Origin of the sequence: Rhodovarius lipocyclicus, assembly GCF_009900765.1 — a bacterium.
Classification (GTDB): domain Bacteria; phylum Pseudomonadota; class Alphaproteobacteria; order Acetobacterales; family Acetobacteraceae; genus Rhodovarius; species Rhodovarius lipocyclicus.
On the sequence record NZ_JAAABL010000044.1, the window covers coordinates 1 to 21,762 of the forward strand.

Annotated in this window: 23 protein-coding genes and 2 pseudogenes; 6 read left to right on the plus strand and 19 right to left on the minus strand. The window is 70.2% G+C overall.

The genetic code is table 11. The annotated features are described in order from the left end of the window. Positions 1-147: 147 nt before the first annotated feature. The 4 genes from GT007_RS18920 to GT007_RS18935 all read right to left on the minus strand — a co-directional run bounded on the left by GT007_RS18920 (position 148) and on the right by GT007_RS18935 (position 2,114). Entirely contained in the window at positions 148-570 is a 423-nt protein-coding gene (locus tag GT007_RS18920) for a GNAT family N-acetyltransferase (RefSeq protein ID WP_160123231.1), read from the minus strand. Positions 571-681: 111 nt separating this feature from the next. Then, entirely contained in the window at positions 682-1,311 is a 630-nt protein-coding gene (gene parA / locus GT007_RS18925; protein ID WP_160123232.1) for a ParA family partition ATPase, read from the minus strand. A 75-nt stretch (positions 1,312-1,386) separates the two neighbouring features. Next, positions 1,387-1,824 carry a cell wall hydrolase gene (locus tag GT007_RS18930; protein WP_160123233.1) on the minus strand — a complete coding sequence of 146 codons (438 nt, stop codon included), beginning with the start codon at positions 1,822-1,824 and terminating at the stop codon, positions 1,387-1,389. Beyond that, entirely contained in the window at positions 1,821-2,114 is a 294-nt protein-coding gene (locus GT007_RS18935; RefSeq protein ID WP_160123234.1) for a hypothetical protein, read from the minus strand. Before GT007_RS18935 ends, GT007_RS18930 begins: the two co-directional genes overlap by 4 nt. Before the next feature lie 30 nt (positions 2,115-2,144). Between GT007_RS18935 and GT007_RS18940 the strand changes: the two genes are divergently transcribed. Then, positions 2,145-2,387: a hypothetical protein gene (locus GT007_RS18940; RefSeq protein WP_160123254.1), complete on the plus strand. Its 243-nt coding sequence runs from the start codon at positions 2,145-2,147 to the stop codon at positions 2,385-2,387. Here GT007_RS18940 and terL read toward each other — a convergent pair. The 11 genes and pseudogenes from terL to GT007_RS18995 all read right to left on the minus strand — a co-directional run bounded on the left by terL (position 2,344) and on the right by GT007_RS18995 (position 13,300). After that, positions 2,344-3,792 carry a phage terminase large subunit gene (gene terL, locus GT007_RS18945; RefSeq protein WP_236571756.1) on the minus strand — a complete coding sequence of 483 codons (1,449 nt, stop codon included), beginning with the start codon at positions 3,790-3,792 and terminating at the stop codon, positions 2,344-2,346. The two genes, GT007_RS18940 and terL, sit on opposite strands and share 44 nt — an antisense overlap. Beyond that, positions 3,770-4,078: a hypothetical protein gene (locus GT007_RS18950; protein ID WP_160123236.1), complete on the minus strand. Its 309-nt coding sequence runs from the start codon at positions 4,076-4,078 to the stop codon at positions 3,770-3,772. The genes terL and GT007_RS18950 overlap by 23 nt, the downstream gene beginning before the upstream one ends. Before the next feature lies 1 nt (position 4,079). Continuing rightward, complete coding sequence (locus tag GT007_RS18955) at positions 4,080-6,395, minus strand: glycosyl hydrolase family 28-related protein (RefSeq protein ID WP_160123237.1); 2,316 nt, start codon at positions 6,393-6,395, stop codon at positions 4,080-4,082. A gap of 43 nt (positions 6,396-6,438) precedes the next feature. After that, the gene (locus GT007_RS18960) at positions 6,439-6,891 is read right to left on the minus strand and encodes a hypothetical protein (RefSeq protein WP_160123238.1); all 453 of its coding nucleotides are present in this window, start codon (positions 6,889-6,891) and stop codon (positions 6,439-6,441) included. Beyond that, entirely contained in the window at positions 6,891-8,771 is a 1,881-nt protein-coding gene (locus tag GT007_RS18965) for a phage tail protein (RefSeq protein ID WP_160123239.1), read from the minus strand. The genes GT007_RS18960 and GT007_RS18965 overlap by 1 nt, the downstream gene beginning before the upstream one ends. Positions 8,772-8,774: 3 nt before the next feature. Then, positions 8,775-9,344, minus strand: a complete 570-nt coding sequence (locus GT007_RS18970; protein WP_160123240.1) for a hypothetical protein — start codon at positions 9,342-9,344, stop codon at positions 8,775-8,777. Between the two features lie 177 nt (positions 9,345-9,521). Beyond that, positions 9,522-10,313 (minus strand): annotated as a pseudogene (locus tag GT007_RS18975) (phage capsid protein); the annotation flags it as partial. Between the two features lie 321 nt (positions 10,314-10,634). Beyond that, the gene (locus GT007_RS18980; protein WP_160123241.1) at positions 10,635-11,384 is read right to left on the minus strand and encodes a capsid assembly protein; all 750 of its coding nucleotides are present in this window, start codon (positions 11,382-11,384) and stop codon (positions 10,635-10,637) included. A 6-nt stretch (positions 11,385-11,390) separates the two neighbouring features. Next, on the minus strand, positions 11,391-12,086 hold the full coding sequence (locus GT007_RS18985; protein ID WP_160123242.1) for a portal protein: 696 nt from the start codon (positions 12,084-12,086) through the stop codon (positions 11,391-11,393). A gap of 3 nt (positions 12,087-12,089) precedes the next feature. Next, a complete protein-coding gene (locus GT007_RS22600) occupies positions 12,090-12,872 on the minus strand; it encodes a hypothetical protein (RefSeq protein ID WP_236571758.1) in 783 nt (260 codons plus the stop codon). Next, the gene (locus GT007_RS18995) at positions 12,869-13,300 is read right to left on the minus strand and encodes a hypothetical protein (protein ID WP_160123243.1); all 432 of its coding nucleotides are present in this window, start codon (positions 13,298-13,300) and stop codon (positions 12,869-12,871) included. Before GT007_RS18995 ends, GT007_RS22600 begins: the two co-directional genes overlap by 4 nt. A 124-nt stretch (positions 13,301-13,424) precedes the next feature. Here GT007_RS18995 and GT007_RS19000 point away from each other — a divergent pair, with 124 nt between their 5' ends. Beyond that, on the plus strand, positions 13,425-14,072 hold the full coding sequence (locus GT007_RS19000) for a S24 family peptidase (RefSeq protein WP_160123244.1): 648 nt from the start codon (positions 13,425-13,427) through the stop codon (positions 14,070-14,072). 16 nt (positions 14,073-14,088) lie between these two features. Here GT007_RS19000 and GT007_RS19005 read toward each other — a convergent pair whose 3' ends face one another. The 3 genes and pseudogenes from GT007_RS19005 to GT007_RS19015 form a co-directional block, all read right to left on the minus strand. Beyond that, positions 14,089-14,769, minus strand: coding sequence for a DUF4189 domain-containing protein (locus tag GT007_RS19005; RefSeq protein WP_160123245.1), 681 nt, complete (start codon positions 14,767-14,769; stop codon positions 14,089-14,091). A gap of 80 nt (positions 14,770-14,849) precedes the next feature. Beyond that, on the minus strand, positions 14,850-16,244 hold the full coding sequence (locus tag GT007_RS19010; RefSeq protein ID WP_236571759.1) for an ATP-binding protein: 1,395 nt from the start codon (positions 16,242-16,244) through the stop codon (positions 14,850-14,852). Next, positions 16,241-16,956: pseudogene (locus GT007_RS19015) on the minus strand (response regulator). The gene GT007_RS19010 and the pseudogene GT007_RS19015 overlap by 4 nt, the downstream one beginning before the upstream one ends. Before the next feature lie 166 nt (positions 16,957-17,122). Between GT007_RS19015 and GT007_RS19020 the strand changes: the two are divergent. Both GT007_RS19020 and GT007_RS19025 read left to right on the plus strand, forming a co-directional pair. Continuing rightward, positions 17,123-18,145 (plus strand): zinc-binding dehydrogenase, encoded by a 1,023-nt coding sequence (locus GT007_RS19020; RefSeq protein ID WP_160123246.1) that lies wholly within the window; start codon positions 17,123-17,125, stop codon positions 18,143-18,145. After that, on the plus strand, positions 18,142-19,032 hold the full coding sequence (locus GT007_RS19025; RefSeq protein ID WP_160123247.1) for a lipid A biosynthesis lauroyl acyltransferase: 891 nt from the start codon (positions 18,142-18,144) through the stop codon (positions 19,030-19,032). The genes GT007_RS19020 and GT007_RS19025 overlap by 4 nt, the downstream gene beginning before the upstream one ends. Positions 19,033-19,279: 247 nt before the next feature. On the opposite strand, the gene GT007_RS19030 is transcribed toward GT007_RS19025, so the two are convergent. Beyond that, the gene (locus GT007_RS19030; protein ID WP_160123248.1) at positions 19,280-19,933 is read right to left on the minus strand and encodes a DUF1028 domain-containing protein; all 654 of its coding nucleotides are present in this window, start codon (positions 19,931-19,933) and stop codon (positions 19,280-19,282) included. A 320-nt stretch (positions 19,934-20,253) separates the two neighbouring features. Here GT007_RS19030 and GT007_RS19035 point away from each other — a divergent pair, with 320 nt between their 5' ends. Together GT007_RS19035 and GT007_RS19040 are read left to right on the plus strand one after the other, a co-directional pair. Continuing rightward, positions 20,254-20,811, plus strand: a complete 558-nt coding sequence (locus GT007_RS19035; RefSeq protein WP_160123257.1) for an HNH endonuclease — start codon at positions 20,254-20,256, stop codon at positions 20,809-20,811. A 124-nt stretch (positions 20,812-20,935) separates the two neighbouring features. Next, positions 20,936-21,760: a CoA transferase subunit A gene (locus GT007_RS19040; protein WP_160123249.1), complete on the plus strand. Its 825-nt coding sequence runs from the start codon at positions 20,936-20,938 to the stop codon at positions 21,758-21,760. Positions 21,761-21,762: the final 2 nt, after the last annotated feature.

Below are 21,762 nucleotides of genomic sequence, written 5' to 3' on the forward strand. Positions count from 1 at the left end.
TGTCCATGATCGATACAGGCTTCCAGGGCATCGCTCCGCTCCCGCGAAACTCTCACCCAAAAACCGTCAACCATCTCTCCGAACATCAGTCAGGGATGTGTCCGGTCTGAACAGGGGGCGAAGCCCCTGAGCCTGCCTCCCCTTGCGTCACAGCTTCTTCTTGAACCAGATCCGCGCATGGCCGGGCGGCATGCCATCCAGCCGGCCGGCCTCGGCCCAGCCATTGCGCAGCCAGAATTGCGGCGCCTGGAAGCTGAACGTATCCGTATAGGCATCGGTGCAGCCGCGTGCGCGGGCCAGGGTTTCCGCGCGTTCCAGCAGGCGGCTGCCGGTGCCCTTGCCGCGCTGGTCGCGGTGCAGCCACATCCAGTCGATGAACAGCCAGTTCCAATAGGTCAGGCCCAGCAGCCCGCCTTGCACGGCGCCTGCCTCGTCGCGCGCCAGCACCGTTACCGGCTCCCGGTCGTAGGGGCCGCCCATTTCCTGGTTGTAGGAGTGCAACCCGCGCTGAATGGCCTCCACCGCGGCCATTTCCGGATAGTCGTCCTCGCTGATCGTCAGCTCACTCATGGCGGCCCACCTTCAAGTCTCAAAGCGGATAGCCATGAAACCTTGGCGCGCATTGGGCAAGTGCCAAGGTGCGGTGCAGCATGAAAGCGCCGTAAGGGGCGGGCGGTGCCTTCAGCCGGGCATCAGCGCCTTCAGGGCGGCGACGCTGGCCAGCACTTCCTCGGCGGCGGTGCTCCGGGGGCTGGCCTCGGTCACACCCAGCCCCTGCATGAAGGCGGTGGCGAAGCCGGTGCGGTTGCCCCAGCCGGGGCCCAGCGTGGCCAGCTTGCGGCTGTCCAGCTCCGCGCCGATCTGGTCCTTCAGCCGGCCCTGGGCGGGCACGCGGTTCAGCAGCACCAGCGCCTGGCGCTTCTCGCTGCCCGCGAGTTTCAGCGTGGCCTCGCTGGCCCACAGGTCCGGCCCAGCGGGCTGCATCGGGATCAGCACCAGGCTGGCGGCGCGGATGGCGACCTTGCTGTCGGTTTCGGCATGCGGGGCGGTGTCCAGCAGCACGATGTCATGGTCGCGGGCCAGCTTGTCGATGCTGGCCGGCACCCGCCAGCCGGAAACGGCCTCGAAGGTCAGCGGCCGGGCGGCGGGCTGGCCCGCGCGCAGTTCGGCCCAGCGGGAGAGGGTGGCCTGCGGATCGGTATCCAGCAGGGCCACGCGGAAATCGGCGGCGAGGGCGGCGGCCAGATTGGCGGTGACGGTGGATTTGCCCGCCCCCCCTTTCTGTTGTGCCACCGCGATGATGAAGGCCATGGCCGGTACCCCGAACGAATCGTGTGCCGGCCACTCTACACGATCAGGCCTGTTCCACGCGGATGTTCGCGCGCCTCACGCCGCCAGCCGGTACAGCGTGATCCCCCCGGCCTCCGCGACCGGCATCTGCCCCACCGCCCAGCGCGGCAGTTCCTGCCCCCGGTGCCAATGCGTGGCCCCGGGTGCCAGGTCCGGCAGGGCGCCCGCGATGGCGCGCCCCGCGATGCGCCGGCAGATGGCCAGTGCCGCGTCGCCCTCCGGCACCACCCAGGCCGCCCCTTCCGGGCGCCAGCACGGGAACTGGAAGGGGGCGCGGCACACGGCGGCCACCAGCCCCGGCAGGCTGACCAGGGGGCTGTTCGCCGCGAAACGGGCGCGGGCCGCCGCATCCTCCCGGGCCAGCCGGGCGCGGCGGATCACCAGCGCGGCCAGCGCCTCGATGCCGCGCACGGCGCAGTGGCCGGCCTCGGCGTACAGGGTGCGGGCCAAGATTTCTGTCGGGTTCAGGCTCATCGGCGGGTCGCCTCTTCCAGCTTGGCTTCGATGCGGTTCAGGTGTTCGGTCACGCGCTGGTCCAGGGAGCGGATGAGAGAGAGCGGGACATAGGTCCGCGCCACTTCCAGCTTGAAATGGGCCAGTTCCTCCCGCGTGCGGGCCAGCCCATCGGATTGCCGCAGGTCGCCGCGCTCGATGCGGCGGTCCAGCTCGCGGCGGATGCCGTGCAGCATCCAGAACAGCCCCATCAGCATGGGGGCCTGCACCACGGACACGATGATGGTGGGGGGCACCTCGGCGGGCGTCATGCTATAAGCCTCCGGCAAGAGGAATTCATGATGTGGAATGAGCCGTATCTCGAAACCTGCTGCCGCTCGGCGCTGCACCGGCTGACGCTGGTGGGCCCGCACGGCCGCCCGTCCGGCTTGAAGGACGGGCCCTGCCTGAACCGGCTGACCGCGATGGGGCTGGCGGCGCCGCGGCAGGATGGGCGGTTCGAGATCACGGCGGCGGGGCGCGAGCGCCACGCCAGCGAGATCATCCGCCGCGCCAGGACGCCGGGCGGGGTGGCGGCGGCCTAGAGGGGGAGGATCTGACGGGCAGGCGCACCGGCTCGCTCAGGATCAGCCCGGCCGCCGCGTCCAGCCCATCGTCGCGGGCGTTGCGGTCCTCCGGGCGCCAGTCGGTCATCTCGGCGCTGAAGGGGCCGTCCAGCACGCGGTCATGCGCATACAGGCGCTGGGCCGCCAGCAGCGGGTCGAAGGCGGCCAGGATGCGGTCGGCCTTGGCGCGGTGGCTGGTGTGCTCGCGCACCGTGGCGGCGGCGCCGGTTTCGGCCAGCGCCCGCCGCAGCAGCGCAGGCAGGAACTTGCCGATGCCGTTGGTCTCCACGAACACCGCGGGCAGTTTCAGGTCCCGCACGATGGCCGCCACCTGGCGGCATTGCTGGGTGGCGTTGTCCGTCTCCGCCTCCGGGTCGTGGGTCAGCCAGTCCATGCTGTGCAGGAAGTGGCAGCCCTCGCCGTCCGAGAACGCGGTGGCCAGCACGGAACCGTCCCCAGCCTCCCGCCGGCCGAAGGAGGGGTCCCAGAACGCGCCGCCCGAGACCATGCGCCGGCCCAGCAGCTGCATCTGGGCGCGGCCATTGGCCTCCCGGTATTCGGGTTCGGCGCGGTAGCGGATGATGAGCGCGGGGTCGAGCCGCGCCGCCTCCGCCCGCACCGCCTCCAGCTGCATCTGGCGCGCGAAGGCGAGGGGGCCCACGCGCTCCCGCAGGGACTGGATGGCGGGCAGCGGGAAGCGTTCGGGCCAGGCGCTGTCGCCCCGCGGCGTCAGCAGCGGCAGGCGCAGGCGGCGATAGCCGCGCAGCAGCGCCTCCTTCTCTGGCCGGTAGAGGGTTTCGGCCGCATGGGGCGTGCCCACCATCAGCTGCGTGCCGCCGGGCACGAGCACGAATTCCGTCTCGGCCAGGCGTTCGCGCAGCTCCGCGCGCTTGGTGGCGGTGTCGCAATTGCCCGCCACCTCCACATCGTCGCCGATGATGAGTTCTGCGCGGTTGCCCGTGATGTTGCCGCCGATGCCCTGCGCCATCATGGAGGGGTCGCGCAGCACGGCGGTGCGGGCCACGGTGAAGCGGTCCGCGGCCCAGGCATCCTCGCCGCCTGGCAGCAGATGGCCGCAGAGCGGGTGGCGTTCGATGATGCGCCGCACCTGGCCCACCATCTTGCCCGCCAGCGCCTGGTCGGCCGCGATGACCAGGATGCGCGCATCCGGGTTCAGGGCCAGCCACCAGGCGCAGAACAACCCCACCAGGGTGGATTTGCCCGAACCCCGGAAGGCCATCAGCAGCAGGCGGGTGTCGCCTGCCTCGCGCTTCGATTGCAGCCAGCGCGCGATGCGCCGGTGGTGCCGGGGCGTCGCCTGGCCCTGCACTTCATTCCACACCCACACGAATTCGATGAACTCAAGATTCTGCCTCCGGCTCACCTGCGGCGTCCTCCGGCTTGTCCCCGGCCAGGGCGGCTCTTGCGCGCGCCACGATGGCGGAGAGGTTGTCGCTTTGCGCTGGGGGCCCGGCATCGCCGAGCTTCATCAGCGCTTCGAGATGCGTCAGGGCGGCCTTGGCGGCGTTGTGCCGCGCAAGGAACAGCTTCGAGGCCTCAAGGTCCTGGAACGCGGCATTGCCGGCGAGGAAGTTGCGATACTCCTCCGCCACCAGCTTCGTCTGTTCCTCGAGGTTGAAGCCCGCCCGCTTGAGGCGGCGGCGGGACATGTCAGAGCTTCGGCTTGATGGCGCGCACCAGCAGGGTGCCGCTGGCCAGATCGATGGCGGTGCTGGCGTGGCGGTTGGTGGCCCGCGCCGTGACCGTGCCGCCGGCCCCGGTGGTGGTGATGGCGCCCGACCATTCGATATAGGCCGAGGCCGCCGTGTGGCTGACGCTGACGAAATCCCCGCCCTGGATATTGGGCAGCGTCACCGTCTGGGTGGCGTTGGCGCCGGCCGCGATGCTGGGCGGGTCATAGGTCATGCTGGCCGTGATCTCGCGGCTCCCCCAGGGGCGGCCGCCGCCGGTCAGGATGGCGGGGGAATCCGTGCCGCCCACATACAGGCGCAGCGCCTTCAGCAGCGCGCTGGCCGAACCCCCGCGCACGCCGATCAGGGCATAGGCGGCCGAGCCATGCAGCGTGACCCGCTGCAACCGGTTCAGCGCCACCCCGGCCGAGAGGCTGTCGAGATCCGCGTTGCCCTCCCACCAGAAGGAGGGCGAGCCCTGCCAGACGGTGTTCATGTTGGAGAACAGCACGGGCGCGCTGTCGGTCAGCACATTCTCCGCCCCGTCGAACTGCGCGATGAAGGGGCGCAGGGTGGTGCCCTCGGCGGCCAGGAAGAATTCCTTGCACAGGGTGCAATCCACCACGAAGCCGATGCCGCGGCTGGTCGGCAGGGTGATGTTGTCGTTGTTCAGCACGATCGAGGACAGGGCCGGGAAGCACAGCCCGTTCAGGGTGGTGGGCGGGCCCGAGGGATTGCCCGAGAGCACGGCCATCCCCTCGAACCCCACATCCGTGCTGTTCCAGCGGAAGGCGCGGCTGCGGACATTGCCGGCCTCCGCCACCAGGCGGGGCGTGCCATGGGCGGCGGCGGCCTGGTGCAGGGCCACCACCGTGCCGCCGGCGCGCGTGGCGCCGCTGGGGTAATGGATGGCCGCCCCCGTGAAGCCATAGGTGCCGACATAGCCCACCTCATAGAGGCAGTCGTTCGCCCCCCCGGTGTGGCGCGCCACATAGGGGCTGCACTGTTCCATGCGGATGCCGCGCGCGGTGATGGCGCGCGCATCCGTCACATCCACCAGAAAGGGGATGGCATCCACCGTGCCCGGCGTGCCCTGGCGCTGCAGCTCGAAGGCCGGGCCCAGGAACAGATGCGCGTTGTGCCGGTTATAGGCCCCCGGGGCGCAGGAGAACCGCACCCCGAAGCGCGACAGCGTCTGGTTCACGCTCGAGGCATTGGCGAAATGCCCGCCCACATAGGTGATGCTGTTGTTCCAGCCCGCCGCCGTGTGGGTGCGGATGTCGAGCCCGTAGCGGTTGTTCACGATGCGGCCCAGATGCAGCACGCTGTCCTCGAAGCCCAGCTCGTCGCCCAGCGTCTGGATGCCGATGGTGAAGCCCTCGACCTGGAGCACCTCCACCACGCAACTGTCCATGTTGACCAGCCGGATGCCGACATCGCTCTCGCTGGACCAGTCGCTCTGGGTGGCGCGCAGCACCCGCAGGCCGGAATAGCGGCGCGTGGCGTTGCGGAAGCCGCCGCCCGAACCCACCGTCAGCGCCGCCTGGCCCCAGGTGCCGGCATAGAGGATGGCGCCGCGCATGATCAGCCCGGCAGCGTCTCCGGCCAGGGCCAGCGGCATGGTGGTGCGGTGCGTTCCCTCCCCGATCACCAGCACCCGGCCGGAGACGGCGGCGGCGTTCATCGCGGCCTGCAAGGCGGGACCGTCATCGGTCACGCCATCGCCCACCGCGCCGAAATCGCGCGCGGTCAGGGCCTCGGCCAGCTTGTCCTCCACGCTGCGCGGCACGGCGCCGGTGAAGGCGTTGGTGACCAGGCCCGTCTGGTTCAGCATGGCGATGCCGCCCACGGCATCGAAGCCCAGCACCTTGTTGGCGCGCCCGCCCGCCGAGGGCAGGGTCAGGTCGCCGTATTCCGAGGGCTCGAGGCGCATGGCGCCCTTCACCTCGTCTTCCAGCTCCTGCAAGGCGGCGACCTGGTAGTCCAGCTCATCGTTCAGGGTGCGGGCGCGCAGCACGCCGTTGTCCTGGAAATCCGTGGTGCGGGCCAGGCGCAGGCTGCGCCGCAGGGTCAGGCGGCTGCCGGGGGCGGGCGGGAAGTCGAACGCCACCTGGCCGCCATCGCTGCCGCCGGCGCCCGACACCGAAAAGCCCGAGAACTGGCGCACATTGTCGAGCCGGACCTCCAGATCCGCCTCGTCGAAGATGGGGAAGGGATAGGTGAAGGCGCTCTGCATCCCGTTGGTGACGTAATGCACGCGCGGCGCGATATCGCCGATGCGGATATGTTCGGCCATGGGTGTGTCCTTTCAGCCCATTGGGGGCAACCCGGGGGGCGGCTCAGCCCAGCAGGTTGCTCACGGTGCTGCCGAAGCTCTGCCCCGCGCGCACGAAGGAGGTGAGGGTGGCGTCCGGGTTCAGCAGGGAGGCCCGGCCGGAGGCGAGCCGCGCCTGGTACACTTGGTCCGAGGCGTTCTGCGCGGCCGCGGAATCGGCCACCAGCCCGGTGGTGATGGCCGCCGCCGACCCCTCATCGGGCGAGATGCCCGAGGCGCCGGCGCGCGCGCGCGCCGAGGCGATGGTGCGCGAGAGCTGCAACTGGCGGGAGGCCGTGTCGGCCTGCTGCTGGGCCACCAGCTGCTGCTGGCGGTTGGCCTCCAGCTGCTGCTGCTGTTGGGCCTGGGCCTGGGCCTGGGCCTGTTGCAGTGCCGCCTGGGACTGCGCCTGGCGCGTCTGGGCATAGACGCCGGCACCGGCCCCCACCAGGGAGGCTACGGAAGCGAGAGCGGCCATCAGTCGGTGATCCTCATCTCGGTGGTGATGGAAAGCAGGGTGAAGGGCAGCGGGTTCGAATCCTCGATCCGCCACAGCGAGCGCATGGCATCCCGCCGCCAGCCGAGCGCGCGCAGCCGCACATCCCCGCTGAAGACCGGGGGTGCGGCATCGAGCACATTCGTATCGAGGCGCCGGAACGGCACGGGCTGGCTGCCGCGCCCCACATCGACCGACAGGCTGGAGGTGTTCAGCAGCCGGAAGGTGACGGCCACCAGGCGCAGCGGCACGGAGCGCGCGCCCGCGATGCTCAGCAGCTCGGGCGGCAATGGCTCCACCACATGGGTGAAGTTCAGCCCGATCTGGACGGAGGTTGCGGTGTCGTCGAGCGTGACGGCGCCATTGTCCACCACGGCATTCGCGCGCGGCGCGCCATCGGCCAGGATGCCGACATTCCGGCCTTCGAGATGCGCGAGGCCCGACCAGGTCGCCTGCGGGCTGGCGGCGGTGCCGGTCAGTGCCGCATCCAGCGCCAGCCCATCGTCGAAGCGTTCCAGCCGGAACACGCCCCAGCGCCAGGTCACGGCGTAGACCGTGCCCTCGATCTCGGCCAGCATGACGAAGCTGCCCTGGGTGGTATGACCGGTCCAGGCCGTCACCTGCTCGTCGCGATACAGCGTCAGCGTGGCCAGGCTGCCATCGTCCATCGCCACATGCAGCAGCCGGCGCCGCTGGTCATAGGCCATGGAGACCGGGGTGCGGATCAGGTGCTGGGCGACCAGCGCCAGGTCATTGGCCTGATAGATCTGCTGCAGGTCGGTATAGGCGAATTCGTAGATCGAGGTGCCGGTGCGGGCGGCGAAGATGGTGCTGCCATCCACATCCGTGGGCGGGACCATGCGCGCCACCATGCTGCCCACCCGCGTCTGGCGGTTCAGCTGGATGCTGGCGGGCGTCAGCGGGTCGCCCGTGACCATCCATTCGCCGCCCGAGGTGAAGACCTGCAGGTGCCGGCCCGAGAACACGCCGCGGATGGCGTTCACCTGGTCGCTGACCAGGCCGAAGCTGATGGCCTGGTCGTCCAGCCCGGTGCCCAGGTCGAAATTGAACAGGTCCCCGCTGCGCGACAGCCACAGCCGGTTGGGCAGGCTGCGGGAGCCGCCGATGACCAGCCTGTCCTGGTGGAAGCACACCGAGACCGGCCATCCATAGATGGTGCTGAAGGCGCTTTCCTCCCAATCCTGGGTGGCGGCGATGCCGGGCAGGGTGTCCAGCACATTGGCGGTGGCGGTGGTGGGAGACACGACGGAGACGATGTCCACCCGCTTGCCGCCCAGCCGCCAGCGCTGGCCGGCATGGCCCGGCAGGAACACATTGCCGCCCGCGGTCAGGGTGATGGTGCCGGTGGTGGCGCTCGGCGTCATGGTCACGGCCGCGTTCACGAAGCGGTGGGTCGGCACCTCCACCCAGGGCCAGGCGTCGATCGTCCAACTCGTGTGGCTGGTGCGGGTGACGCGCTTGGGGTCCAGGTCCGGGTGGCAGATCAGCAGCGTGTCGGCGCTTTGCGTGAAGGCCAGCTGCGAGAGCTGGGACAGCGCCCAGGGCGCCGCGACCTCGGCCACCTGGGCATCGCCCATGAACACCGACAGCTTGTGGTCGGTCAGCACCAGCAGATAGGTCTGCTCGGTGTTGAACTCGAAGGCGATCAGCCGCGCATAGCCGGGCAGGGTGGCGATGTGGCGCAGCCCGGGCCGGCGCGTCAGGCCCCCGGTGGGCTGGATGAACACGTTGGTCAGCTGGCGCGCGCCATTGGCATAGGCACGCAGATCCGCCCGCCCCAGCAGCTGGGGCGCCAGCTCTCCGGCGGTGAAGCTGGTCTTGACGGAGCGGCTGTCGGCCATGGCTCAGCCCCTCGCGGTCAGCAGCGGGAAGTCCCGCAGGGCGCGCGGCGTGTCCTGGCTGCTGTCGGCATGGCGGGCGGCGCGCAGCTCGCTCTCGGCCTGTTGGAACAGCAGTTGGGCGCGCGTCGTCGTCTCCGTCAGCGGGATGCAGAATTCCGCCGCCAGCCGCGCCGTCAGCGCGGAGGCGAAGAAGGCCGGGAAGGCGCTCTCATCGGGGCGGAAGATGTAGGTCAGCGTCACCGTCTCCGCATCCGTGTGCAGCCGGCCTTCGAGGATGCGGTAGCGCAGACCCTCGCCCATGCGGGGGCCGCCCGCCGACATCACGCGCAGGAAGCCCACCGGCAGCTGATAGGCGTAGTTGAAATCCGCGACCGGGCTGGCCGCCAGGCGCGGCAGCCCCTCCTGGCCCGTGGCGAAGGACCAGGGATGCAGGGAGAGCAGCGCATCGCGGATGGCGGGGTAGAGGTTGGCGGCCACCTCCGCCTCGGTGGTGCCGTCATCGAAGGAGGCGATGGGCTGGGCGCCGATCTTGATCAGCGCGCGCGAGCACAAGGCGAGGGCGGTGAGGGCCATCGGCGGGAACTCCGGATGAAGATGTGGGAAAGGGGCGCGGCCCCATCGGGGAGACGAACCTGAGCAGGTTTATCCCATTGATAATAAAAGGAGAAAAACCTTCTCAGGCCCTGCTTTCCCCCAAACTGGCGGGGGGTGCCCGGGGGGAGGGTCATTCCCCCCGGGCGAGAGCGCTCGTTATTCCTTGCAGCGCATCCGCACCGCGCCCTGGCCATCCACCAGCACGGCGCCCTGGCTCATCATGCTGTTCACGAAATACGCCGCGCGGTCGCCGTGCCAGCTGACATCGGTGATCACCTCGGACGCCGCGGCATGGGCCACCGCCGTCTTGTGGTAGAAGTAGCAGTAGCGCAGGGCCCCGGTCTTGGTCAGGCCGGAGTGCGGCATCCACAGCGCGCCCAGCCACTTCTTGGCCTGGGTGCCGCCCTTCCAGGGCAGTTCATCCGGGCCGGCATAGTCGGCATGGGCGAATTCCTGGATGGTCAGCAGCTCGGACCACTGCTTCCAGCCGACCACGGCGAAGCGCTGGCCGTCATCGGGCACATCGGCGGCACCCAGCGCCTGGAAGGCCAGCAGCACCTTGTTGCGGGTCATGCCGTCATTGTCGGTCTCGCCCACATTGGTACCGATCGCCTCGTTCGTGCTGGTGTCCAGCGCGGAGATGATCAGCTCGTCCGTCTTGCGGCCCAGGGCGAAGGCGCCGGCGTTGGCGACGACCGAGCGCTCGTCCACATTGGTCTTCAGCTCATCGAACCGGTCGATCCAGTCGCCGGCGTAATGGTCCTGCAGGAAGCATTCCACGCTGGTGTGGTCCAGGTTCATGACCGGCACCGCGCCGTTGCGCGTCTTGGAGGCGGCGGTGCCGCGGCCGACCTTCTGGAACACGGTGGAGGCACCGCGCACGCCGGTCTTGCTGCGGATGGTGGCGCGCAGCTTGCTGCCCTGGCGCTGATACGCCTCCTGCACTTCGGTGGCGTACTGCTAGATGAAAGCCTGGTCGATGGAGGCGGACATGCCTGTCTCCTTGGAGAGGTTTGCGGGGGGATGGCGCGCGCCGGGGTTGGCAGCCCCCGGTGAGGGGGAGGCCCCGGCGCGTGCCGGCCCTGGGCGCCCGCGCCTGCCGTCGCGGCAGGGCCGGTTGTGCCCGGGCAAAGGGGAAGGGGGCCCGCCGGCCACCCGGGAAGGGGAGCGGATGGCCGGCGGGCGGCCCGGGGGCGAGAGCCATGGGCCCTCAAGCCCCCGGGCTGGCGGGGCACGCGGAAGGGGGGGCGCGTGCCCCGAGGGGAAGCGCTACCCGTTGACCAGCTTGCGGAAGCCCTCGGTCACGCGCTGGACGAAGGCGGGTTCGCGCGTCTGCCAATAGCGGGGGTCGCGCATCATCTTGCGCAGCTCCTCCTCGGTGACAGTGGCGGGGGGCTGGCCGTCCTTGGCCATCTGCGGCTCCTTGCCGGCCATCATGCGTTCCAGCGCCAGCACCCCCTCGAAGGTGGTGGACAGCGCGTCGAACACCGGTGCCGGCAGGTTCTGCCTGCCCCAGGCCGAGAGCTGGCGCGCCACGCGGCGGAAGCGCTCCTCGCCGCCGAAATGCTCGGCCAGCTTCGCCACCTGGCGCTCGGCCTCGAACTGCTGGGCGGCCTCGGCGATCAGCGGCAGCAGCTTCTGTTCGGCCAGGTCATAGACCAGCTGCACCTGGTCCTGGGTGAAGCCCGCCTTGTGCAGCTGTTCGTTCACCGCCGGGTCGATGCCGAGCCCCGCCTTGTCGGTGATGGCGTACTGGTCGGCGCTGGCCGGGATGCCCAGCATCTCCCGCCAGCGGGCGATCTCGGTGGGGTCGGCGCCGGCCGCGGGTGGGGCGATGCGCTGGGACAGGCGCTTCTCCAGCTCGCGATAGCTTTTCACCAGCGCATCCACGCGCAACTCGCCGGTCGCGGGGTCGAGGAACTTCTCGGGCACATCCGGGTTGCGGGCGGGGGGCGCACCCTTGGCGTCGGCATTCGGGTTCTGGGCTTCGAGCGCGGTGTCGAGCAGGCTGTCGGACATGATGGGTTATTCCTCAACGGGGGCGGGAACGAGGATTTCGGCGGGGGCGCCGAGGGTGCGGGCCAGCCAGCGCGTGGCCGAGGCCGCATCCACCTGGGCCGCGGCGGTGCCGCCGATCTTCCCGACCGCGTCGAGGAAGAGCAGCGTGTTGGCGGCATCCGCGCGGCCCTGCACGCGGGCGAGCGGGCTTTCGTAGCAGAGGCGCACGCCGGACCCGTCCAGCAGGACAGGCGGCACCTCTCCGCGCCGGGCCAGGATGGCCAGGCAGCGGGCGATCATCGGCGTCAGCAATTCGGTCTGCAGCCGGCCATAGGTGGCACCCAGCAGCCGGGCGGCGATGCCGGTGACCACCAGGTCCAGGAAGGCCTGGTGCATCTCGATGGCGAAGTTGGAACGGTCGAGTTCGCGCTGCAAAGCCCGGGCGGTGCCCTCCAGCGCGAAGGCGGTGGCCTGGCCCTCGGGCGTGTCGGCCGTGTCCTCGCTGGGGGCGAGGCCGAACCAGCGCGACCAGGGGGGCGTCAGCTCCGCGAGGAGGGAGGCCGCGAGCTGTTCGGCGGCGTCGGCGGCGGTGGCGTCGAACAGCGCGCCTTCCTGGCCCGGGCGGGGCAGGACATGGTCGTAGGCGTCCTTCCAGGTGGATTCATAGGGGCGGCGGCGCTCCAGCGCGCGCTCCATGCGGGCGAGGATCTGGTCCGGGGTCATGCCTTATTCCCCCAGCAGGGTTTTGCGGGTGAGGGCGACGGCAGGTGCCGGGGCCAGCACGCCCCGGTCGGAGGTGGCGATGGTGCCGTCCAGGCCACGGCGCTGGCGGGCGATGGCGTCGGCGCGGGCGGCCTGGGCGGCCTGGTCGCCGGTGGGGGCGGGGTCGGGGATGGTCTGGACCGGGGTTGCCACGGTGACGGGCTTCGGCGCGCTGAAGATGCTGCCCATGGGCCGTTCACTCCTGCTTGTGGGGGGCAAGAAAAAGGCCAGCGCCCGCGTGAGCGGGGCCGGCCTGGAAGCGGGCGCAGCTCGCCCGTTGATAGGGAGTTTATAATCAGGAACATTGTCCTTAGTCAAGTATTTTTTCTTGTTATGCAGTTGTGCGAAGAGAGAGTTATGCAACCCCAGGGGGGTCAGGGCGAAGGGCGCGCTACCGCCCAGCACCGCGCGGCACAGGCCCACGCAGTTCATCGGGCGGATGACGGGCAGCAGGCTGGCGCGCGCGGGGCCGGGCGCGAAGGGGCCGAGCGCCGCGAAGCCGGCCCGGCGATAGAAGCGTGGCAGGTCGAAATCCGCGGGCACATCCAGCCTGGCCGCCAGCAGCCGGCCCGCGAGCGGGTCGAGCACGGTCCAGCCCGCCGCATCCTGCAGCGCGGCGAAGCAATGCCGGAAACCGGGGGCCAGCAGGCGCTGCCAGCCCATCTCCGCCCGGCCGCCGAACAGGATCCAGACCCGCTGCGCCGGGTCGGCGCCGGCGCGGTTCGGGCGGTGGCTGGGCCGGGTCATGCGAACAGCGAAGTGACGTTGTCCTCACCAGCGGGCTGGGCCGGAAGGCCGCTGCCCACAACGATTCCCTTCACGCGCAGGGGCCATTCCAGGCGCGACAGCGCCTCACGCCACTGCTGCGCGTCCGAGCGCTCACTGGCATGGCGGGGGTTGGGGGCGGTGCCCCGCTCACCCCAGCGGCGCAGCACGCGGGCGTGGTTCAGGTCGATGCGGCGCTGGCGGTACAGCCGGTCCAGGCACTTCACCACGTCATCGGGCTCGCAGGGGCGCTGGGCGGTGCCGCGGCCGGCGACGATGCGCGCGCCATCCTGGCGGGCGATCAGGGCGGACATGGTCCAGAACCAGGCTTCCTCGGCGCTGGTGAAGGGTTCGGTCTTCGCCATGGAGGAGAGGATGGCGGTGTGGTGGGGGCGGGGTGCTGAGGCCATGGGGGGATCGCCTTCTGCGGATGAGAACATAACGGGAACATAAACCGCAGGTTGTGAAAATCGCAAGAGGCGAAAACAATATTTTCCTATTGCCTGGGGAATGCGTCCCTAGGATAATAGACGCATGCGACACGATGACGTCTGGCGGGCCATTGATGCCATCGCCGCCGAGAACGGGCTTTCGCCCTCTGGTCTTGCGCGGCGCGCGGGGCTCGATCCCACCGCGTTCAACCCCTCCAAGCGGGTGGGGCCGGATGGGCGCGCGCGCTGGCCTTCCACGGAATCCGTGGCCAAGGTGCTGGCCGCGACCGGTACGGCGGTGGAGAATTTCGCCTCTCTGGTTTCAGGCCAGGGCCCGCAGGCCAGCCGGGCGCGCGGGGCCGTGGCGCGGCGCATTCCCCTGATCGGCCTGGCCCAGGCCGGTGGGGATGGTTTCTTCGATGATGGCGGTTTTCCTGTCGGCGGCAGCTGGGATGAGATTTCCATCCCCGATATCGCCGATCCCAACGCCTATGCCCTGGAAATATCCGGGGATTCCATGGAACCTGTGTTCCGCGATGGGGATATAGTCATCGTCTCTCCCCAGGCGCCGGTCCGGCGCGGGGACCGCGTGGTGGTGCGGACCAGGCTGGGTGAGGTGATGGCCAAGCAGTTGGTGCGGCAATCGGCCAAGCGGATCGAGCTGCAGAGCCTGAACCCGGCGCATCCGAACTACAATTTCGAACTGTCCGAAGTGGCCTGGATGCACCGCATCGTGTGGGCCAGCCAGTAAGGCCGGCCCGCGCGGCTTATCCGTTCACGCAGGCGGCGGTCACGATCCGGCAGCTCGCCACCGGGTCCCGGCTGGAGCAATTGGCCAGCGCCGCGCGTTCAGCATCCGCCCGGTTGGCGCCGGTGCCGCTGGCCACATAGGTTACGCGGAAGGTGCTGGGGTGGGCGCTGGGCACCACCGACAGGCTGCGCACCGCCTGGGCCGCGGCCCCGCAGCCCGAGGAGAACTCCGTCAGCAGCCGGCAATCGCCATGGGCGCTGGCGCGGCACTGGCTTTCCGCCTGCACATGCACCATGCCGCGATCCCGCGCGCCGGAGCTGATGCCGACGGCGGCGGTGGGCGGCAGGGCGGCGTAGATGGCCCCCCAATTGGCGGCGCTGGCCTGCGCCGGGGCCGTGACGGGCGTGCCGCGCCCGCTGCTGTAGGGGTTGGCGGAGGCGATCTGCTGCGGCCGGCCGCTGGGCCGATGTTGCTGCGCCGAGAAATCCCGCGCCGCGCGGCAACGGACCAGGCAGGCCTGCACCGGGGCCGGATTGGCCGCCAGGGACATAGAGGGGGCGGCGCATTGCTGGAAGCAGGCCGCCGGCGGGGCGCCCTGCGCCCAGGCCGCCGGCGGGGCGCCCTGCGCCCAGGCCGCGCCCAGGCCCAGCCCCGAAACGAGCCCCGTCGCCAGCCAGATCCGCCCGATCAACCGCATATGCCCGCAGGTCCTGAATGATTCCGCGCGCCTATAGCATGCCCGTATAAAAAATGTGCTCGCATTTGCGTGATGCGACCTCAGGTTGCGAGGGGCAGGCTGATCCGGGCCGACAGCCCGCCCTCCGGGCGGTTGCGCAGCTGCACGTCCCCGCCATGGGCCCTGAGGATGTTGCGCGCGATGGTCAGGCCGAGCCCCGTGCCGCCGGTTTCCCGGTTGCGGCTGCCCTCCAGCCGGCGGAAGGGCTGAAAGGCCCGCTCCAGCTCGCTTTCCGGGATGCCGGGGCCGGAATCCTCGATGCGGATCTGCGCCGCGCCGTTGTCCACCGACAGGCACAGCTTCGCGTCGCCCGCGTATTTCACGGCATTGGCCACCAGATTGGCCAGGGCGCGCTTCAGGGCGGCGGGGCGGCCCTGGGCGCGTAGCCGGTCGGGCCCGTCATAGGTTAGCTGCTCGGCCTGTTCGGGGGCGGCGTCGGCGGCCTCGTCCAGCACGGTCTGGCACAGCGCGGCTAGGTCGAAGGCCACGCTGGGCTCCTTGGCGGCGTCGTCCCGCGCGAAGGCCAGGGTGGCGTCGATCATCGCCTCCATCTCCGCCAGGTCCGACAGCATCTTCCGGCGTTGGTCGTCATCCTCCATGAACTCGGCGCGCAGCCGCAGCCGGGTGATGGGGGTGCGCAGGTCATGGCCGATCGCCGCGATCATCTGCGTCCGGTCCTCCACGAAGCGGCGGATGCGGCTGGCCATGGTGTTGAAGGCGCGCGCGGCGGTGCTGGTTTCCTCGGGCCCGTCCTCGGGCAGGGGGGGCGCGTTGAAGTCGCGGCCCAGCGCGTCGGCCGCGGCGGCCAGCTGCGCCACCGGCCGGATCAGCCGCCGCACGCCCCATAGAATAAGAGAGGCCGCGCACAGGCTCATGGCGATGAAGGCGTAGAGGAAGCTCTCGCTGTGCCAGGGGCGGGGGGCCGGCGGGTCGATGCGCAGGTTCAGCCAGCCCACATCCGGAAAGCGCATGGACAGCAGGAACCCCGAGGGCGGGGCCGCGGCGGCCAGGATCTCACGCGGGCGGAAACGGTTCGGGATGGGCGGCGGCGGCGGCCCGTTGTCGAGCTGGAAGCGGGATTCGTGCTCGGCGGGCGGTGGTGGCGGCCCGCCGAAACGGAAGCGCCGCTCCACCTCGGGCGAGACGGGCGGCATGCCCGGGATCACCACCGGAATGGGGTCGTAGGAGGCGAGCAGCCCCGGTGGCATGTCGAGATCCGCCAGGAAGGCCGCGCGGCGTTCCGGCGGCAGCAGCACCAGGTTGCGCCACAGGGAAAAGGTGCGCCCCCCGATCTCGCGCGCCTGAACGATGCCCTGCAGCTCCACCCGGTCCAGCGCGTGGATGGTCAGGCCCAGCCCCTGCACCAGCATCAGGCCGAGCAGCAGCAGCGCCGCTGTGCGGCCCGCCAGGCTGCGTGGCCACAAATGGGGCTTCACGAACGCTCCACGGTGGTGGCCAGCACATAGCCGCCGCCGCGCACGGTCTTGATCAGGTTGGGGTTGCGCCCGTCATCCTCCAGCTTGCGCCGCAGGCGGCTGACGGCCACGTCGATCGCCCGGTCGAAGGGGCCCGCCTGGCGGCCGCGCAGCAGGTCCATCAGCATGTCGCGCGTCAGCACGCGGTTCGGGCGTTCCAGCAGGGCCAGCAGCAATTCGTACTCGCCGCCGGTCAGCGCCACCTCGGTGCCGTCCTCGCTCAGCAGCCGCCGGCGGGAGGGTTCGAGCATCCAGCCCGAGAAGCGGATGGGGCGCTGGTCGGTTTCCACCGCCGGGCCCTCGCCATTGGCGCGGCGCAGGATGGCGCGCACCCGGGCCACCAGCTCCCGCGGGTTGAAGGGCTTGGGAACATAATCGTCGGCGCCGAGTTCCAGACCCACGATGCGGTCCGTCTCCTCCCCCATCGCGGTCAGCATCACGATGGGCACGTTGGACTGCCCCCGCAGCCAGCGCGCGAAGTCGAGGCCGGATTCCCCCGGCATCATGATGTCCAGCACCACCAGGTGGTACCGGCCGAGCGGCCAGAGGCGGCGGGCCTCCCTCGCATCTCGCGCGGCGGACACGCGCATGCCCTGCTTTTCGAGGAAGCGGGAGAGGAGTTCCCGGATTTCCCGGTCATCGTCCCGACGAGGATGTGCGGCTGCGTTTCCATGATGCTGTTACAATAGGCGCTTTGATCGCGGATGCTCAGGGGGGAAAGGGTATCGCCGTGTTGCGGGCGGGCGGATCGTAGCAGTTCGTTGCAGTTTTCGCGGAAACACCCCGCCCGTGGGAAGCAGGAATGGCGGGAAAGCCCCCGGCCTGCTATGCGCCCCGCCATGCGAGCCCTCAGACTCTTTGCCGAACGCGACCTCCGCCTCACCGAAACCGAACCCCCGCCGCCGCCCGCCGAGGGCGAGGTGCGGCTGCGCATGCGCGCGGTGGCGCTGAACCATATCGACCTGTGGGGCTATCGCGGCATGGCCTTCGCCCGGCGCACCCTGCCGATCACGGCGGGGGTGGAGGCCGTGGGCGAGGTGGCGGGCCTGGGCGATGGCGTGTCCGGCCTGGCGCTGGGCACCCGGGTGGTGCCCTATGGCGCCATCACCTGCGGCACCTGCCCCGCCTGCCGCGAGGGGCGGGACAATCTGTGCGAGAACATCCGGGGCCTGCGCGGCTTCCATGTGGATGGCTTCGCCCAGGAATTCGTGAATGTGCCCGCGCGGCTGTGCGTGCCGGTGCCCGAGGGCGTCTCGACCGTGGACGCCGCCACCACCGCCGTCACCTACGCCACCGTGCAGCACATGCTGTTCGACAACGCGAAGCTGCAGCCGGGCGAGACCATCATCGTGCATGCCGTGGGCTCGGGCATCGGGACCATCGCGGTGAAGATGGCCAAGGCGCTGGGCTGCACCGTGATCGGCACCATCGGCTCCGAGGCGAAGCGCGCCCAGGCCGAGGCGCTGGGCGTGGATTATGTGGTGAACTACACCGACGACCGCTTCGAATCCGTGGCGCGCCGCGTGACCAAGAAGCACGGCGTGGATGTGGTGTTCGAGCATGTGGGCGCCTCCACCTGGGCGGCCTCCCTGCTGTCGCTGAAGATGGGCGGGCGGCTGGTCACCTGCGGTTCCACCAGCGGCGTGTCGGCCGAGACCAACCTGATGATGCTGTTCCAGCGCCAGCTGCGCATCTTCGGCAGCTTCGGCTCGCCCCTGCATTGCCTGGGCGAGGGACTGGCCAAGATGGCCCAGGGCATCACCCCGGTCATCGACTGCGTGTTGCCGCTGGAACGCTTCGGCGAGGGGCTGGAGCGGCTGGAGACCCGCCGCGTCTTCGGCAAGGTGGTCATCACCCTGTGAATGCGCTGGGCGAGCGGCTGCTGGCGTTCCTCGTCCGGGGCGTGTTCCTGCTGATGCGGCTGCTGGGGCCGCGGCTGGCGCCCGCGCTGGGCGGCTTCGTGGCCCGGAATCTGGGCCCGCATGTCGGCCGCGCCCACCGCATCGCGCTGCAGAACCTGCGCCTGGCCTTCCCGGAGAAGGACGAGGCCTGGCGCGCCGGCATCGCCCGGCAGGCCTGGGACAATCTGGGCCGCACCACCGGCGAATACGTGCATCTGGCGCGGATTTTCGAGGGCGCCTGGCCGCCCAGCCCCGGCGCGCGAGTGGAGTTGAGCCCGGCGGGCCTGGCGCTGCTCCATCGGCTGGCGGCCGAGCACAAGCCGGTGCTGGTCTTCGCCGCGCATCTGGCGAACTGGGAACTGCCCGCCGTGGCCGCCCACGCCGTGGGGCAGAACGCCGCGATCCTGTATCGCACCCCCAACAACCCCTACATCGCCGAGATGATCCGGCGCATGCGGGAGCCGATCATGGGTCGGCTGATCCCGGCCCAGCTCTCGGCGCCGATCCGCCTGGCCGAAGCCTATGAGGAAGGGCTGAACCTGGGGATGCTGGTGGACCAGCGCTTCGGGCGCGGCCCCATGGTGCCGTTCTTCGGCCATGACGTGGCGGCCAACCCGCTGATCCCGCGCCTGGCCGCGCGCTATGACGCGCCGCTGTATGGCATGCGCGCCGTGCGGCTGCCCGGGGGGCGGTTCCGGCTGGAGCTGGAAGGCCCGTTCGAACTGCCGCGCGACACGCGGGGCAAGGTGGATGTGCCCGCGACGACCGCGATGATGAACCGCGTGATCGAAGGCTGGGTGCGGGAAAACCCCGGCCAGTGGCTGTGGATGCACCGGCGCTGGAGATAGGAGAGAGGGGGCGCCGTCAGGGGCTCCGCCCCCGACACCCCCGCCAGGACCGTGCTCGGTCCTGGACCTAGATTAGTTGGGTGCTACATCTTGGGAAGGTGTTTCCCATTGATTTTTATAATGAAAATTGTGTCCCGCTTGCCAGGATGAAGCGCCAATTCCTGGGTTCCAAGGGCCTTTCGGCCTTTGGCGGGGAGCCGAGGGGCAGAGCCCCTCGGTGGGGGTTCGGGGGCGAAGCCCCTGAGCATCAGAACCCCGGCGCCGTCTCCGCATCCAGCGCCCGCGCCACATAGGCGGCCTGCTGCGGCTGGTAGCGTTCCCACAGCCGGCGCAGCTCCGCCACCGGTTCGTCGTGCCAGTCCACCCGCAGGTCCACCACCGGCCAGTCGAAGCGGTCGGCCACCAGCAGGCCGGCGCCGTGCTCGTCGTCGAACTCGCCCCCGGCGGCGAGGCCCGCTTCCAGCGCGCGCATCAGCCGTTCGGCCAGCACTTCGCCGGCGCTGGCGGTGAAGGCCGCGACCATGGCCGCGGGCACCTGGTCATTGGCCAGCAGGTTGCCCATCGCGATGCAGTCCGGCCCTTGGGCCAGGGCGGCCACGGGCATGGCCTGGGCGCCCGAGAAATGCGCGATGCCGCCCATGCGGTCGATCACCGCCACCTGGCGGTGCGCGGCCCCCCGGGTGGAGCGCACCAGCAGATCCAGCACCGCCTGCGCGCCCAGGCCCTGGCGCAGCAGGGCCAGCCCTTGCGGACCCAGCGCCGGGTCCGACAGGTTCTGGGTGGCGACCGCCCCCATCGGCCCCGCCCAGGCGCAGCGTGCGGCGGTGGCGATGGAGGAGGAGGTGACGATGGTGCCGAAGGCACCCGTGGCGGCGCAGCGCGCGGTCAGCGAATAGGTCATGGCGCGGCAGGCTGACGCAAAGCGTGTTGGGGTGGAAGCGCGGAAAGGCTTGTTTCCCGCCGCCCCCGGCCGCATGAAGCTTGCGTGTAAGGCAGATGGCGCCCTTGCGGCGCGCACACTTCCATGGGAAGCCTTACGCCAGTTTCGCGGTGAGCTACCAGTGCTGGTGCTTCGTGCGGATTTTGGGCCCCAGTCCTGGTGGTGCCGCCGTTTTGGCTAAGGCTAGCGGCGTGGCTGACCTGACCCTGTTCGCCCCGTCGCCCTGACGAAGGAGCGGCGCGTTGCCTGATGGTAGTCTGCATGGCGGTCTTTCTGGTGGCATGAGCTCGGGCGGGTATCCCGCCCTGGTGCTGAACGCCGATTTCCGGCCCCTGTCCTATTTTCCGCTGTCGCTGTGGTCCTGGCAGGATTCGGTGAAGGCGGTGTTCCTCGATCGCGTCTCCGTGCTGTCGGAATACGAGATGGAGGTGCGTTCCCCCTCACTGGCGATGAAGCTGCCCTCGGTGATCGCGCTGAGGGAATACATCCCGGCCGCGCGGCGCCCGGCCTTCACCCGGTTCAACGTGTTCCTGCGCGACAGCTTCGAATGCAAATACTGCAACCAGCCCTTCCCGACGCATGAGCTGACCTTCGACCATGTCATCCCGCGCAGCCGGGGCGGGCGGACGAGCTGGGACAATGTCGTGACCGCCTGCGGGCCCTGCAATCTGCGCAAGGGCAGCAAGCTGACGCGGGAGTGCAACATGCTGCTGCGCGACGAACCCCGCGCGCCCACCAGCTGGGAATTGCAGGAAAACGGCCGCAGCTTCCCGCCGCACTACCTGCATGAGAGCTGGCGCGACTATCTGTACTGGGACAGCGAGTTGGAGCAGGGCTGACCCGCTGCGCTCTTGGCATCACCGGTCGCTGCTGTAAGGTCCGTCCGAAGGGCGTAACCCGACCGTAAGGTCGGGCGAACCGCTCCAAGGAGATAAAGCCGGAGACCCGGCGGAGGACCTGACCATGCAGCCCATCGCGCTCGACGCCATGGCAGCCAGCGTGCCCGATGGCGCGATGCTGGCCCTGCCGCCCGACAATTCATTGCCCTCCGTGGCGCTGGCCAAGGCCATCGCGCGGCGCGGCGTACGCGGGCTGCGGCTGGTGGGCGTACCGGTCTCGGGCTTCGCCACCGATATCCTGATCGGCGCGGGCTGCGTGGTGGAAGTGCAGACCAGTGCCGTCTCCCTCGGCGAGGCCGGCTTCGCGCCGCGCTTCACCGCGGCCCTGCGCGCCGGGACCATCGTGGTGCGCGATGCCACCTGCCCGGCCATGCACACCATGCTGCAGGCCAGCGAGAAGGGCGTGCCCTTCATGCCGCTGCGCGGGCTGATCGGCAGCGACATCCTGGCCAACCGCCCGGATTGGAAGGTGGTCCAGAACCCCTTCGGGCCTGAGGGCGACATCATCGTGCTGCTGCCCGCGCTCTCGCCCGATGTGGCGATCTTCCACGCCGCGATGGCGGACAGCCAGGGCAATGTGTGGCTCGGCCGCCGGCGGGAATGCGCCACCATCGCCCATGCCAGCCAGCGCGTGCTGGTCACGGTGGAGCGCGTGGTGGAGGGCAACTTCCTGGAGGATGAGCGCCTGGCCCCCGGCACCATCAACGCCACCTACATCGAGGCCGTCGCCATCGCCGAGCGCGGCGCCCATCCGGTGGCGCTGCTGGACGAGTACGGCTTCGACGCCGCCTATGTCAGCGAATATGCCCGCATGGCCAAGACCGATGCCGGCTTCCAGGAATGGGCGGCGCGGGAAATCTTCCACCCCGTCGCGGCGGCGGCGGAGTGAGC

Bases quoted from the DNA above. Each gene is read 5' to 3' on its own strand.
- GT007_RS18920 (WP_160123231.1), bottom strand. From the start codon at position 570: ATGAGTGAGCTGACGATCAGCGAGGACGACTATCCGGAAATGGCCGCG.
- parA (WP_160123232.1), bottom strand. From the start codon at position 1,311: ATGGCCTTCATCATCGCGGTGGCACAACAGAAAGGGGGGGCGGGCAAA.
- GT007_RS18930 (WP_160123233.1), bottom strand. From the start codon at position 1,824: ATGAGCCTGAACCCGACAGAAATCTTGGCCCGCACCCTGTACGCCGAG.
- GT007_RS18935 (WP_160123234.1), bottom strand. From the start codon at position 2,114: ATGACGCCCGCCGAGGTGCCCCCCACCATCATCGTGTCCGTGGTGCAG.
- GT007_RS18940 (WP_160123254.1), top strand. From the start codon at position 2,145: ATGTGGAATGAGCCGTATCTCGAAACCTGCTGCCGCTCGGCGCTGCAC.
- GT007_RS18950 (WP_160123236.1), bottom strand. From the start codon at position 4,078: ATGTCCCGCCGCCGCCTCAAGCGGGCGGGCTTCAACCTCGAGGAACAG.
- GT007_RS18955 (WP_160123237.1), bottom strand. From the start codon at position 6,395: ATGGCCGAACATATCCGCATCGGCGATATCGCGCCGCGCGTGCATTAC.
- GT007_RS18960 (WP_160123238.1), bottom strand. From the start codon at position 6,891: ATGGCCGCTCTCGCTTCCGTAGCCTCCCTGGTGGGGGCCGGTGCCGGC.
- GT007_RS18965 (WP_160123239.1), bottom strand. From the start codon at position 8,771: ATGGCCGACAGCCGCTCCGTCAAGACCAGCTTCACCGCCGGAGAGCTG.
- GT007_RS18970 (WP_160123240.1), bottom strand. From the start codon at position 9,344: ATGGCCCTCACCGCCCTCGCCTTGTGCTCGCGCGCGCTGATCAAGATC.
- GT007_RS18980 (WP_160123241.1), bottom strand. From the start codon at position 11,384: ATGTCCGACAGCCTGCTCGACACCGCGCTCGAAGCCCAGAACCCGAAT.
- GT007_RS18985 (WP_160123242.1), bottom strand. From the start codon at position 12,086: ATGACCCCGGACCAGATCCTCGCCCGCATGGAGCGCGCGCTGGAGCGC.
- GT007_RS22600 (WP_236571758.1), bottom strand. From the start codon at position 12,872: ATGACCCGGCCCAGCCACCGCCCGAACCGCGCCGGCGCCGACCCGGCG.
- GT007_RS18995 (WP_160123243.1), bottom strand. From the start codon at position 13,300: ATGGCCTCAGCACCCCGCCCCCACCACACCGCCATCCTCTCCTCCATG.
- GT007_RS19000 (WP_160123244.1), top strand. From the start codon at position 13,425: ATGCGACACGATGACGTCTGGCGGGCCATTGATGCCATCGCCGCCGAG.
- GT007_RS19005 (WP_160123245.1), bottom strand. From the start codon at position 14,769: ATGCGGTTGATCGGGCGGATCTGGCTGGCGACGGGGCTCGTTTCGGGG.
- GT007_RS19020 (WP_160123246.1), top strand. From the start codon at position 17,123: ATGCGAGCCCTCAGACTCTTTGCCGAACGCGACCTCCGCCTCACCGAA.
- GT007_RS19030 (WP_160123248.1), bottom strand. From the start codon at position 19,933: ATGACCTATTCGCTGACCGCGCGCTGCGCCGCCACGGGTGCCTTCGGC.
- GT007_RS19035 (WP_160123257.1), top strand. From the start codon at position 20,254: ATGAGCTCGGGCGGGTATCCCGCCCTGGTGCTGAACGCCGATTTCCGG.
- GT007_RS19040 (WP_160123249.1), top strand. From the start codon at position 20,936: ATGCAGCCCATCGCGCTCGACGCCATGGCAGCCAGCGTGCCCGATGGC.